Raw genomic sequence first — 12,921 nt, forward strand, 5'->3', positions numbered from 1 at the left:
TGTTATTTCTTCTTTTTACTTGCTGGTTTTGTTTGTTTTGCTTCCTGTTTTGGTTTTTCTGCAGGAGTTTCTGATGCTTGATTTTTTTCTGATGTTTTAGAATTAGAAAAAAGTTCAGCATTTTCGAACCATTGGTTACTTAAAACAGTTCCATCTGGTTTAAGAAATCCCCATTTTCCTTCGTTTTTTACTCGAGCAAGACCGTTGACAAATCCTTTGTCCTGCTGTGTAAACAACGAAAGAATAAACCCATTAGAAGTAATACCGTATTGTGTCGGAATTATTATTTTTCCAGACTCATTAATAAAACCCCAATTGTTTTCTTTTACAGGAGCTAAGCCATTTGAACTGAAAACTTCTGCGTCACTATAAGTAGGCTCAATCACAAAGTCACCTTTTAGATTGATGTATCCCCACTTTTTGCCTACCAAGACTGGAGCTAAATTTTTAGAAAAGGCTTTTCCTTTATCAAATAGAGGAAGAATCACCCAGTTTCCTTTTAGGTCAATATAGCCTATTTTTCCATTCTTTTTAGCATAAGTCAGATCTTGGTTTTCAAAATCGTATATTTTTTCGGCACCATCAACAGGAATAAATTTCCCGCCGCTTACCAGACCAAAAGTTTTGTCTTTTCTGGCCCAAGTAGTGTTTTTGAAATAATTTCCAATTTCAGCATACGCAGGTTCTATTAATTCTTTTCCTGCAGTATTAATAATTCCCCAATTTTTATTCAGTTCAACTCTAGCAAAACCATTTTCAAAAGGTTTGATCATATTGTATTTTGGCTCTAAAACAACATCCATTTTAGAGTTGATCAATCCGATTTTGTCTCCTTGTTTTATAAAAGCAACGCCTTCATTAAAATCAAATAATTTTTCTGTAGCCGGAGCTTTTAAGACTTCTCCTTTTGTATTAATATACACCCATTCTTTGTCTTTTTGAACGATGGCAATACCGCTGTTAAAATCTTTTGCATTAGAAAATTCTGCTGGAATTACCCAAGCACCTTTTGTGTCAATAAATCCCCATTTTCCGCCATTTTCAACAGCAGCCAAACCTTCAGAAAAACTTTTCGCAGATTTGTATTGAGGTTCAATTTTAAAAGAACCGTCTTTGGCAATATAGCCGATTTTTGAATTCTTTTTGACTAATGCTAATTCTTGACTATTAACAAATTGAATACCTGCCAGCAATAAAAAAATAAGTGTTTTTTTCATGATTTTAAAATTCAATATTAATACTAAAAAAAGAGGATCTTAACTGTTGATCAAATAATCTTTTACTTTTTGAACAAACGGATACATTACTTGATCTTCCTTAAATGTTGGAATAATGTTTCGAACATCGTCATACCATTTTTTGGTAACAGATGAAATTTTATTTTTCTGATCAAGGTAATCGATTGCCTGAACGATCGTAATTAATTCGATTGCTAGAACTTCAAAAGAGTTTTCAATAACTTTTGATGTGATTACAGCCGAGTTAGTTCCCATACTAACGATATCTTGATTGTCATTGTTGTTCGGAATACTGTGAACATACATTGGGTTAGACAACATTTGGCTTTCTGCAGTTGTTGAAGTCGCTACGAATTGAACTCCCTGCATTCCAAAATTAAATCCTAAAGTTCCTAAATTAACAAATGGAGGAAGCAGTTCGTTGATTTTTGAATTCAATAAATAATTCAATTGACGTTCTGCAAGCATCGTTAATTTTGTGATAACGATTTTCAATTTATCCATTTCTAAAGAAATATAATCTCCGTGGAAATTTCCTCCGTGATAAACGTGTTGGTTTTTTACATCAATAATAGGATTGTCGTTTGCAGAGTTAAACTCGTCTTCTAAAATAGATGCAACATTATTTATGGTTTCTAAAACTGGACCTAAAATTTGAGGTACACATCTTATTGAATAATATTCTTGTACTTTTTCTTTGAAAATTTCTTCTGTATTTTCTCCCGAATATAAGTGATCTTCTCTTTTACGAACCAAAGTACTGTCAGAAAGATTTTGTCTCATTCTTGCAGCTACTTCTTGCTGTCCTTTATGACGTTTAGTTTGGTTTAATTCTTCAGAGAAGTGATCATCGTATGCTTGAACCAATTCGTTAATAGCACAAGATGCTTTTACTGACCAGTCTAATAATTTAGTAGCATAATGAACATTTACAACACCAATTCCTGTCATTACAGAAGTTCCGTTGATTAATGCTAAACCTTCTCTAATTTCTACTTGAATAGGTTTTAGTCCTTCGATTTCGAAAACTTCAGAAGTTGGTCTTCTGTCTCCTTTATAAAAAACTTCACCTTCACCAATTAAGACCAAAGCTAAATGTGATAGCTGTACTAAGTCGCCGCTCGCACCAACACCACCATGTTCAAAAATTAATGGCGTAATATCTCTATTGATTAATTCTGCCATTAAATGAATTACAGAAGGGTGAACTCCTGAGTTTCCTAGAGAAAGTGTATTCAAACGAGCTAAGATAGCTGCCTTTGCACATTCTGCATTAAGCGGTTTACCTGTTCCAGAAGAGTGGCTTCTAATTAGGTTGTACTGAAGCTGAATTTGGTCTGCTTCTTTAATTCTGTATTGAGCCATTGGCCCAAAACCTGTATTTACACCGTAAATAACCTTATTCCCTGAAAATTCTTTCAAGAAATTAAAACTCTCATTAACGCGATTTAGAACCACGTCACTTACCGCAACTTTGTTTTTTCCAAAGATAATAGCTTCAAACTCAGCTAAACTTAAATATTCATTAATTGTATTCATTAAATCGTTTTTGATTGTGCAAATTTAATTTTATTTATCAAAATAAATGTAGTTTATTTGACGATGGCAAATGTAGGTTAATTAATGATAATAATTCTAATATGACAAAGGAGTTTGTTGATGTTTTAGTTATTGGTGCTGGACCATCCGGATGTGTCTCAGCATCATATCTTTACAAAAATAATGTTAAGGTAAAAGTAGTCGAGAAAACAAAATTTCCTCGACTTGTAGTAGGCGAAAGTCTAATTCCAAGAGTAATGGATCATTTCGCTGAGGCTGAACTTTTTGAAAGTCTCGATGCAATGAATTTCGAAAAGAAGCTTGGAGCACGCTTTATTAGAGGCGAAGAAATCTGTGTTTTTGATTTCAGTAAGAAATTTGGAGAAGGATGGGATTGGACCTGGCAGGTTCCAAGAGCTGATTTTGACAACACAATGGCACAAGAAGTTATTAGAAAAGGAATCGACTTAGAATTTGAATCTGAAGTTCTGGAAGTTTCTTTTGAAGGTAAAAATTCTAAAACCGTTGTAAAAGACAAAGACGGTAATTTAAAAGAGATTCATGCTAAATTTATCATTGATTCTAGCGGATACGGACGTGTTCTGCCTAGACTTTTAGATTTAGATACTCCTTCTAAATTAGACCCGCACTCTTCTATTTTTACGCATGTTAAAGATATTAACAGACCAGAAGGCGAAGAAGGAACACTTATTTCGTTTGATATTCTAGAAACAGAAGTTTGGTTATGGGTAATTCCGTTCTCTAATGGAAATACAAGTTTAGGAGTTGTTGGCCCGACAGATTTTATCAATTCGCTTTCTTCTAATAAAGACAATGCAGAAGCTTTAAAAAATGCTATCCAGAAATCGGATTACTATATTAAGAGATTCGCTGGGACAGAATTCTTGTTTGAGCCTGTAAAATTAGAGAACTATTCTAGAGCAGTTAAAAGAATGTACGGAGACGGTTTTGCTCTAACAGGAAACAGCTCTGAGTTCTTGGATCCTGTTTTTTCTTCTGGAGTTGCTTTTGCAACCGAATCTGGAATGCTTGCTGCTAAATTGTATTTGAAAGAATCACAAGGAACAACAGTAGACTGGGAAACAGAATTTACTGGATACATGAAACGTGGAATTGCAGTTTTTACCACTTACGTGAAAGAATGGTATACAGGAAACTTGCAGACTTTATTTTTCCACCAGCCAGAAAATCCAGATGTAAAAGAGAAAATATGTTCTGTCTTGGCAGGTTATGTTTGGAATGAGGAAAATCCGTTCGTTAAAAAACATGACAATGTGATCAAGAACATGGCTTATCTTATTGACATGGAAAAAGAAAAAGAAAATAAATAAAAAGAAAACCCTGGCGAAAGCCAGGGTTTTGTATTTTAAGAAAAGATCTTAATTATTTATAAGCCTTTTTCAAAAGAAGTTTTCCAAGAGATTTACCTGTTTTAGCATATCCTTCTCCAATTCTAGATTCGTTGCTAAAGTTGCTTCCGTATTGGTCTCCAGGAGCTTCTTCGCTTGAAATTTCTAATAATACGTGTGATTTATTAGCTGTTTCAACAAATTTTAAATTGGTAGTAACTTTTGCTGCTTGTTTCATCATGGCAACATCCCAACCTGGATAAATCCAAACTGTTTGTACAATCAAAGTATAAGGAGTTGAAAGACCTTCTTGAAAACTAACATCTTTTTTGTCTTTAGTTAAAACAACATTTACTAATTCCAAAAATTTAGGATTCCAGATAGATTCTTTTGCACCGCTCCATTTTTTACTCCAGATGTTTCCGTTTCCTTTTGATTTTTCGTTTAGATCAGCAGTTCTTTCTTCAACGTATTGAGCTTCTGATTTTTTTTCTTTCATCATAGTAAAACTGCTGTAGTCAAATTCTACATTGATTTCTTTTTGATCTTTTAAGAAAGCAAAATCTCCAGATTTAACTTCCATATCTTGTGCTAAAGCAGCACCAGAAACAAACAATAATGTAAGTACTAATTTTTTCATGTTTTGGTTATGGTTTTAAAATTTGGGATAAATATATTTAAAATAAATTGACAATTAATTTCTGACAACATTATTTTCTTGTTACGATTTATTATTAGAAAAATAAAATTTAGATATTGAATTGATATACATGTTTTTACAGAAAAAATATCAGTAAAAAAATATTTTCTATTAAACATTATTAGAAACAAAAGCGAGAACATCATTTCTGATATCCTCGCTTTGTTACAAAAAAAATATAATTAAAAATTACAGTCTCTTATTTAAGAAACTATATGTTTTCCTAAATTAAAGATGGAATATTTTATCCATCAAAATCCATTTTTGACCCGGTTTTGCCCAAGGTAAAGCTTGTTGGAATTTCCACATTAAAGTTTCCCATTCCTGCACTTTTTCGTTAGCCGCATCGGCCGCATCTTTTTTCTCAAAAGAGAAATTTTCATCTCCTTCAATAATCATAAACAAACGATTTCCTGTGCAGTAAATATCCAAAACTTCGATACCCGAATCCTGAATACTTTTTTTGATTTCAGGCCAGACATTTTCGTGCAGTTCTTTATATTCTGCAATCAGATTTTGGTCGTCTTTTAAATCTAAGGCCAAACAGAATTTTTGTGCTGCCATGTTTTTATTTTTTATGAATAAGCTACAGCAGTTTGTTTACTTGTGCCTAAACCTTCAATTCCTAATTCGATTACGTCGCCTGCTTTAATGTAAATTGGATCTGGTTTAATTCCTAACCCAACTCCCGGAGGCGTTCCTGTACTGATAACATCGCCAGGAAGCAAAGTCATAAACTGACTTAAATAATGTACTAAAAATGGAATTTTGAAAATCAAGTTTGAAGTATTACTGTTTTGGAATGTTTTTCCGTTTACAGTCAACCACATTTTTAGATTGTTTACATCGCCCACTTCGTCTGGAGTTGCCATGATTGGTCCAAGAGGAGCAAAGGTGTCAGAACCTTTTCCTTTTGCCCATTGACCGCCACGCTCGATTTGGAATGCTCTTTCGCTGTAATCATTCAATAAACAATATCCAGCAATGTAGTTTGGCGCATCTTCTTCAGAAACATAACTTGCTTTTTTACCAACCACAAACGCCAATTCTACTTCCCAATCAGTTTTTTCACTGTTTTTTGGAATGATCAAATTATCATTTGGTCCGCAAAGAGATGTTGTAGATTTGAAGAAAATAATTGGTTCTTCTGGAATTGCAGCACCTGTTTCTTCACAGTGATCTACATAGTTTAATCCGATGCAGATAATTTTTGAAGGTCTTGCAACAGGCGATCCTAAACGTACTGAATCGCTTACTTCTGGTAAAGATGGATTGCTTTTTAAAGCTTCTTCTAATTTTTTTAATCCGTCATTTTCAAAAAACGCTTCGTTATAATCTGTTGTTACGATAGACGAAACGTCGTATCTTTTATCATTTAGAAGAATTCCTGGTTTCTCTTTTCCTTCTTCTCCGAATCTAATAAGTTTCATAATCTTTTATTTTGTTAGTAATATTTTTTTCCCGCCACGAATTGCACCAATTTACTCGAATTTTAATTTGTGAAATTTGTGGTTTTTAATTTTTTTGTTTCACGCTCCCGATAGCTATCGGGATTACAGATTTAAGCAGATTTTTTTAAATCATTTTAATCCTTTAATCTGTGGCTTTATTTTGTCGTCACGAATTCAAGAATTATAATTTGTGGAAATTCGTGTAATTCGTGGCGAAAATATTTTTAGTTATTTAATTTAATAAAACCTCCATCAATTGGGTAATCAGAACCTGTGATAAAAGAAGATTCGTCACTGCAAAGGAATAATGCTAAAGTAGCGATTTCGTCTGGTTTTCCCATACGGCCGATTGGCTGTGACTGCGATAATTTTTCAAAGATTTCTTCTTCTTTTCCAGGGTAATTTTTAGCAATAAATCCGTCTACGAAAGGCGTGTGCACTCTCGCTGGAGAAATAGAATTACATCTGATTTTATCATTCAAATAATCTTTTGCTACCGATAAAGTCATTGCCATAACCGCACCTTTTGCGGTAGAATACGCAAAACGATCAGGAATTCCAACCCAGCAGGCAATCGAAGCCAAGTTCAAAATTACACCGCCGCCAGAATTTCTTAAAGCTGGAATTGAAGCGTGAAGACAGTTGTAAACACCTTTTACGTTTACATTCATAATACGGTCAAAATCAGATTCAGACGTTGTGTCTACTTTTCCAACGTGAGCAATTCCCGCGTTGTTTACCAGAATATTAATATTTCCGATTTTCTCGAAAGTTGATTTTACTTGTTCGTGGTTTGAAACATCGCAAGCATGAGCAAAAACACTTCCGCCGGCAGCTTTAATCTCTTCAACGGTTTCTTTTGCACTTTCTTCAGTTAATTCTAAAATGTGAACTTCAGCTCCTTGTTTTGCAAATAAAACCGAAATAGCTCTTCCGATTCCGCTTCCGCCACCTGTGATAATGGCTTTTTTATTTTGTAATGAAAACATATTATATGTGTTTAATAATTTATTTTTAATTGAAATGAGATTATAAAGATACGCCGCGTTTCCAAGGAATAAAATCATCTTGGTTTAATTGAACAGCTTTCGGAATAATTTCGCCGCTTGCGGCTTTGATGCAATATTCTAAAATTTCCTCGCCCATTTCTTCAATAGATTTTTCACCACTGATAATTGGTCCGCAGTCAATATCGATGATATCTTTCATTCTTGTTGCCAAAACAGAATTTGTCGCGACTTTAATTACAGGACAAACCGGGTTTCCAGTTGGAGTTCCTAAACCTGTCGTAAACAAAATTAAAGTGGCGCCAGAAGCTGCTTTTCCTGTTGTAGCTTCCACGTCATTTCCTGGCGTGCAAACCAAACTTAAACCAGGTTTAGTTACTAATTCGGTATAGTCTAAAACGTCAATTACTGGAGAAGTACCGCCTTTTTTAGCTGCGCCCGCACTTTTTATAGCATCGGTAATTAAGCCATCTTTAATATTTCCTGGCGAAGGATTCATGTGGAAACCTGAACCCACTTTATGCGCCAGCTCATCGTAAGATTCCATTAAATCGATAAACTTTCTCGCTTTATCTTCAGTAACACATCTGTCAATTAAATTCTGCTCGGCACCGCATAATTCAGGGAATTCGGCCAAAAGAATTTTTCCGCCTAAAGCTACAACTAAATCAGAAGTATAACCCACAGCTGGATTTGCAGAAACACCGCTGAAACCGTCGCTTCCGCCACATTTTACACCAATGCATAAATCGCTTAAAGGCGCATCAGTTCTTTCGTATTTATTGATTTCGATCAAACCTTCAAAAGTTTTTTTGATGGCATTTGTAATCAAAACTTCTTCGCTTTCCGTTTGCTGTTGTTCAAAAATAAACAATGGTTTATCAAACTCAGGGTTTTGTCTTTTTACATCATTCACAAAATCCTGAACTTGTAAATGCTGGCATCCTAAACTCAAAAGTGTAATACCGCCCACGTTTGGATGATTGGCGTAAGAAGCCAATAAAGCGCTCAAAGTAGAAGCATCCTGACGTGTTCCACCGCAACCGCCTTGGTGATTTAAGAATTTAATTCCGTCCACATTTTCAAAAACACGTTTGTTTTTTGGAGTCGGATTCAATTCAATATTGATGTCGTTGATGTCGTTTCCGTTCAAATAACCTTCCAACAATTCATGTGTAAACTGATTGTATTTGTCTGTTACCGCATATCCCAATTGTTTGTGTAAAGCTTCTTTAATCACATCCAAATTTCGGTTTTCACAAAAAACAGTCGGGATAAAAAGCCAGTAATTTGCTGTTCCAACGCGTCCGTCTTTTCTTTTGTATCCTTTAAAAGTTCGATTTTCAAATTTAGAAACATTAGGAGCATTCCATTCGTAAGAAGCATTTCTGTAAGCGTAAGGATCTGCAGCGTGTTTTAAGTTTTCGGTCGTCATTAAACTTCCTTTTGCCAAATCGTTTTGTACTTTTCCAACCAAAACACCATACATATTCACTTCTTCTCCCTGCTTCATATCTTGCATGTAGAATTTATGTTTGGCTTTGATGAGGTCTTGTAAAACGTAAGTTTCGTTTTCAAAATGTATGGTTTCTCCTTTTTGAAGATCGGTTAAGGCAACCAATACATTATCATCTGGATGCAGTTTTACAACCAGTTTTTTTGTGTTATTCTCAGACATTGTGTTGTTGTTTTTTTCTTTTTTTTTGATGTCAATGCTTTCATTCTATACCATTTTAATCTTGTGATTTTGTATAGAATCCGGGCAGTTAACGAAAAATAAAATTAGCTTTTTTACACATTCGTTAGTGGTCTAATATTATCCGTATATAATCTTTAATTATCTTTGCAATATGAAATTGGAGCAAACGAAAATAGCATCTTATCTCAACACGAAAGTTTCGGTGCTGAATCGGATTGAACCGTTTTTTCAAGCGCCTTTTCATTCGCATCCGGAATTGGAATTGGTTTATGTGAAAGAGAGTTACGGAAAACGAATCATCGGAAATTCGGTAATGCCTTTTGAACCCGGCGATATGGTTTTTTTAGGTTCTGATATTCCGCACGTTTGGCTGAATGACGAAAAATATTATCAAGGAATTGAAGATTTAAAAGCCAATTCGATAGTCGTATATTTTCATAAAGATATTTTCGGTCCCACTTTTTACGAATTAAAAGAAACTCAAAAAATCAACGAACTTTTTGTGCAGGCTGGAAAAGGGATTTCAATTATCGGAAAAACGAATAAACAGATTGCTAAAAAACTAGAGAAATTAGTCGCGAAAAAAGACTTCGAAGTTATTGTTGGACTTTTTGAGATTTTATCAATTCTTTCCGATAGTCAAGACAAGATTTATATTAATGACGAGATTTATTCTTTGATGCAGAAAGATTCAAAAGTGGATCGTCTTTCGGAAGTTTTTCAATATGTGAATAAAAATTATAAAAAGAATATTTCCTTAGAAGAAATTGCCTCTGTTGCAAATATGACAAGAACATCTTTTTGCAGAATGTTTAGAGTAAAAACAAAAAAGAATTTTGTGGATTATCTGCATGAAATTAGAATTTCAAATGCTTGTAAATTGTTATTAGAAACCGATAAAAGCATGTCTGAAATTGCGTATGAATGCGGTTATAAAACGGCATCCAATTTTAATAAACTCTTCAAAAAGTTTAAAAGAATCACGCCTTCGGAGTTTAAGAATAGTGCAGGGATAAGTTGATTTTCATAATATTGTCATTCTGAGGAACGAAGAATCGCACTAGAAACTCCTCAAAGTTTATTCTCCAATCTTTGTCGAATCTCGCGTGTGATTCTTCGTTCCTCAGAATGACAAATAGAGCCAACTTTCGTTAGATATATTAAAAAATTAAACCACAAATTGCACAAATTTCCATAAATTATAAATTCGAGAAATTTGTGTAATTCGTGGCAAAAAACTAAATAGATCGATCTAAGTGAGTGTAACCACCATCAACATAAATAATCTGTCCAGTTGTATGACTAGATTTTTCTGAAAGAAGGAAAACTACCATATTCGCGATTTCTTCAGCTGTTGTCATTCTGTTTTCTAACGGAATATTTTTAGTGATTGCTGCTAATTTTTCTTCTTTATTTTCAAAAGTATTGATCCACGTTTCATAAAGTGGCGTGTAACATTCTGCTACAATTACGGCATTTACACGAATGCTATATTTCAATAATTCAACCGCCCATTCTCTCGTTAAAGCATTTCTTCCTCCGTTTGAAGCGGCATAAGCTGAGGTGCCGCCTTGACCGGTTTCGGCAGTTTTAGAACCAATGTTTACAATGGCTCCTTTTGATTCTTTAAGATAAGGAAGTGCATGCTGTGCCATTAAATAATAGTGCACTAAATTTTTGTGAAGCGAAGCAGCGAAATCTTCATAATTTCCGTTTTCTAATCCAACACCGTCATTAACGCCGGCGTTGTTTACCAATCCGTCAATTCTGCCGAATTTTGTGATTATAGCTTCAACAGCTTTTTTGCAGTCTTCAGGTTTTGTTAGATCAGCGGCAACTTGATGTGCTTCTTTTCCAATGGCTTTTAATTCTTCTACGGCTTTGATGTTGTCATTTTCGTTACGGCCAACGATAAACGGAATGGCATTTTCTTCGGCAAGAACCTTAACGATTCCTAAACCGATTCCTTTTGCGCCTCCCGTAACGATAATGATCTTTTGGGTTAATGATAACTGCATGATTTTTATTTTAATTTAAATACTGTTTAAGTTTAAGTTTTTTTTGGCCACGAATTACACGAATTGGCACAAATTTTATAATAGTTTTAAAAAAAAGAAATTAGCGAAATTCGTGTAATTCGTGGCAAAAAAACTCTTTTAAAAATTTACAGCTGTTGTTCATGACAAACAACAGCTGTAAAAAATAGAGAGAATTAGAACTGATATTTATTACCAGAACTTAACATAAAGCGCAATAATGATCAGCATCGTGATTACGATTAAGACCGTTGTCTGCGGTTTAACTTTGAACATTCCAGGCTCAGTCTCGAATGCTTTAGGGTTTACTTTTGGTCCAGCGAAACTCATCAAGATCATCACCAACATAGTGAAGAAGAATGATAATCCCATACAAATATGGAACGGAATTTCGAATGCTCCTTTTCCGTTAGGGTAAGCTGTATATAAAAGTGTGTCGTTTCCAAATAATGCAGGAGCGTATTCATTGAATAAAACAGATAATGCAAATCCTAAGATTACACCCACGATAGCTGCAGATCCAGTAGTTCTTTTCCAGAACATACCTAAGAAGAACATAGCAAAAACCCCCGGACTGATGAACCCAGTGTATTTTTGGATGTATGTAAATCCACCAACACCACCGATTCCTAAGATGTCATTCCATGTAAATAGAACTGCTAAAAGCATTGCAGCAAAAACGGCAATACGACCAATATTTACCTGTTGTTTTTCGCCAGCTTCTTTCTGAATGTATTTTTTATGAATATCTAAAGTATAGATTGTAGAGATACTGTTTACTTTTCCAGCTAAAGAAGCTACGATTGCAGCCGTTAAAGCAGCAACAGAAAGTCCTTTTAATCCAGTTGGAAGGAATGTTAAAACAGCAGAGTAAGCTCCGTCTTTTCCTCCAACCAATTGAGGTAAATGTCCGTTTGTATATAAAACGTAAGCAGCAATACCAGGAAGCATTACGATAAGCGGCATTAATAATTTTAACATACCAGCAAATAAAATTCCTGTACGAGCCGTTTGTAAATCTGCTCCAAGTGCTCTCTGCGTAATGTATTGGTTACATCCCCAGTAGTTTAAGTTGATGATCCAGATACCGGCAGCGTAAGATAACAATCCTGGGAAAGTTAAATATTTGTCGATTTCAAGCTGTGTAGAAGTCGCAGTTGGTTTTGGGATAATCATTTTAAAGTGCTCAGGAGCTTCTCTCATTAAAACTTTGAAACCAGCAATTGCATTTTCGCCCACGCCAAAATATTGTCCAACTGTTGTTAAAGCGATATAAGAAGTTACCAAACCTCCAATGATTAATACAGCTACTTGAATAACGTCTGTGTAAGCCACAACTTTCATTCCTCCAAGAGAAATAAATAAAGCAAAAACAGCAAGACCAATCATGATCGCATGAAGATATTCTCCTCCAGCAAGACCATTAATAGCAACTGCTCCTAGATATAAGATAGAAGTCAAGTTTACAAAAACATACAAAAACAACCAGAAAACCGCCATAATCAAAGCAGTAGATTCGTTGTAACGTGTTTTTAAGAACTGAGGCATCGTGTAAATCTTGTTTTTAAGATATACAGGAATAAACCATACAGCCACAATAATAAGAGCAATAGCAGCAAGCCATTCGTAAGCGGCAACAGCGATTCCTAAAAAGAAACCTTCACCACTCATACCAATAAATTGTTCTGCAGAGATATTAGAAGCAATTAAGGACGCTCCAATTGCCCACCAAGTTAAATTTCCTTCAGCCAAAAAGTAAGCTTTAGCATCTTGTTCGTCTTGTTTACGTTTACGATAAACGGTGTATCCGTAGACAGAGACTACGATAAAATAGATAATAAAAACCGCATAATCTGCGAAAGCGAGGTTTTGGTTCATTGT

At 34.7% G+C, this 12,921-nt stretch carries 11 protein-coding genes; 2 read left to right on the forward strand and 9 right to left on the reverse strand.

Going from position 1 to position 12,921, the window contains the following annotated elements; genetic code table 11:
• Positions 1–2: 2 nt before the first annotated feature.
• The gene (locus ACFSC2_RS11150; protein ID WP_379815359.1) at positions 3–1,217 is read right to left on the reverse strand and encodes a WG repeat-containing protein; all 1,215 of its coding nucleotides are present in this window, start codon (positions 1,215–1,217) and stop codon (positions 3–5) included.
• 39 nt (positions 1,218–1,256) lie between these two features.
• Complete coding sequence (flxA, locus tag ACFSC2_RS11155) at positions 1,257–2,777, reverse strand: flexirubin biosynthesis tyrosine ammonia-lyase FlxA (RefSeq protein WP_379815358.1); 1,521 nt, start codon at positions 2,775–2,777, stop codon at positions 1,257–1,259.
• 101 nt (positions 2,778–2,878) lie between these two features.
• Between flxA and ACFSC2_RS11160 the strand changes: the two genes are divergently transcribed.
• The gene (locus tag ACFSC2_RS11160) at positions 2,879–4,129 is read left to right on the forward strand and encodes an NAD(P)/FAD-dependent oxidoreductase (RefSeq protein ID WP_379815357.1); all 1,251 of its coding nucleotides are present in this window, start codon (positions 2,879–2,881) and stop codon (positions 4,127–4,129) included.
• 52 nt (positions 4,130–4,181) lie between these two features.
• Here the strand turns inward: ACFSC2_RS11160 and ACFSC2_RS11165 are convergent, their stop codons facing one another.
• The 5 genes from ACFSC2_RS11165 to ACFSC2_RS11185 all read right to left on the reverse strand — a co-directional run bounded on the left by ACFSC2_RS11165 (position 4,182) and on the right by ACFSC2_RS11185 (position 8,983).
• Positions 4,182–4,787, reverse strand: a complete 606-nt coding sequence (locus ACFSC2_RS11165; protein ID WP_379815356.1) for a hypothetical protein — start codon at positions 4,785–4,787, stop codon at positions 4,182–4,184.
• 288 nt (positions 4,788–5,075) lie between these two features.
• Positions 5,076–5,411 carry an L-rhamnose mutarotase gene (locus ACFSC2_RS11170; protein ID WP_379815355.1) on the reverse strand — a complete coding sequence of 112 codons (336 nt, stop codon included), beginning with the start codon at positions 5,409–5,411 and terminating at the stop codon, positions 5,076–5,078.
• A gap of 11 nt (positions 5,412–5,422) precedes the next feature.
• Positions 5,423–6,277: a fumarylacetoacetate hydrolase family protein gene (locus ACFSC2_RS11175; RefSeq protein ID WP_379815354.1), complete on the reverse strand. Its 855-nt coding sequence runs from the start codon at positions 6,275–6,277 to the stop codon at positions 5,423–5,425.
• A 245-nt stretch (positions 6,278–6,522) separates the two neighbouring features.
• Entirely contained in the window at positions 6,523–7,287 is a 765-nt protein-coding gene (locus ACFSC2_RS11180; RefSeq protein ID WP_379815353.1) for an SDR family NAD(P)-dependent oxidoreductase, read from the reverse strand.
• A gap of 40 nt (positions 7,288–7,327) precedes the next feature.
• The gene (locus ACFSC2_RS11185) at positions 7,328–8,983 is read right to left on the reverse strand and encodes a UxaA family hydrolase (protein WP_379815352.1); all 1,656 of its coding nucleotides are present in this window, start codon (positions 8,981–8,983) and stop codon (positions 7,328–7,330) included.
• Positions 8,984–9,155: 172 nt separating this feature from the next.
• Here ACFSC2_RS11185 and ACFSC2_RS11190 point away from each other — a divergent pair, with 172 nt between their 5' ends.
• A complete protein-coding gene (locus ACFSC2_RS11190) occupies positions 9,156–10,025 on the forward strand; it encodes an AraC family transcriptional regulator (protein WP_379815351.1) in 870 nt (289 codons plus the stop codon).
• Between the two features lie 217 nt (positions 10,026–10,242).
• Here ACFSC2_RS11190 and ACFSC2_RS11195 read toward each other — a convergent pair whose 3' ends face one another.
• Together ACFSC2_RS11195 and ACFSC2_RS11200 are read right to left on the reverse strand one after the other, a co-directional pair.
• On the reverse strand, positions 10,243–11,022 hold the full coding sequence (locus ACFSC2_RS11195) for an SDR family oxidoreductase (protein ID WP_379815350.1): 780 nt from the start codon (positions 11,020–11,022) through the stop codon (positions 10,243–10,245).
• A 210-nt stretch (positions 11,023–11,232) separates the two neighbouring features.
• A complete protein-coding gene (locus tag ACFSC2_RS11200; protein WP_379815349.1) occupies positions 11,233–12,918 on the reverse strand; it encodes a sodium/sugar symporter in 1,686 nt (561 codons plus the stop codon).
• Between the last annotated feature and the right edge of the window lie 3 nt (positions 12,919–12,921).

The organism is Flavobacterium artemisiae (genome assembly GCF_042678225.1).
Classification (GTDB): Bacteria; Bacteroidota; Bacteroidia; order Flavobacteriales; family Flavobacteriaceae; genus Flavobacterium; species Flavobacterium artemisiae.

Excerpts from the sequence above, each read along its gene's own strand:
- ACFSC2_RS11185 (WP_379815352.1), bottom strand. The coding sequence starts at position 8,983 with ATGTCTGAGAATAACACAAAAAAACTGGTTGTAAAACTGCATCCAGAT.
- ACFSC2_RS11180 (WP_379815353.1), bottom strand. The coding sequence starts at position 7,287 with ATGTTTTCATTACAAAATAAAAAAGCCATTATCACAGGTGGCGGAAGC.
- ACFSC2_RS11200 (WP_379815349.1), bottom strand. The coding sequence starts at position 12,918 with ATGAACCAAAACCTCGCTTTCGCAGATTATGCGGTTTTTATTATCTAT.
- ACFSC2_RS11190 (WP_379815351.1), top strand. The coding sequence starts at position 9,156 with ATGAAATTGGAGCAAACGAAAATAGCATCTTATCTCAACACGAAAGTT.
- ACFSC2_RS11170 (WP_379815355.1), bottom strand. The coding sequence starts at position 5,411 with ATGGCAGCACAAAAATTCTGTTTGGCCTTAGATTTAAAAGACGACCAA.
- ACFSC2_RS11150 (WP_379815359.1), bottom strand. The coding sequence starts at position 1,217 with ATGAAAAAAACACTTATTTTTTTATTGCTGGCAGGTATTCAATTTGTT.
- flxA (WP_379815358.1), bottom strand. The coding sequence starts at position 2,777 with ATGAATACAATTAATGAATATTTAAGTTTAGCTGAGTTTGAAGCTATT.
- ACFSC2_RS11165 (WP_379815356.1), bottom strand. The coding sequence starts at position 4,787 with ATGAAAAAATTAGTACTTACATTATTGTTTGTTTCTGGTGCTGCTTTA.
- ACFSC2_RS11195 (WP_379815350.1), bottom strand. The coding sequence starts at position 11,022 with ATGCAGTTATCATTAACCCAAAAGATCATTATCGTTACGGGAGGCGCA.
- ACFSC2_RS11175 (WP_379815354.1), bottom strand. The coding sequence starts at position 6,277 with ATGAAACTTATTAGATTCGGAGAAGAAGGAAAAGAGAAACCAGGAATT.
- ACFSC2_RS11160 (WP_379815357.1), top strand. The coding sequence starts at position 2,879 with ATGACAAAGGAGTTTGTTGATGTTTTAGTTATTGGTGCTGGACCATCC.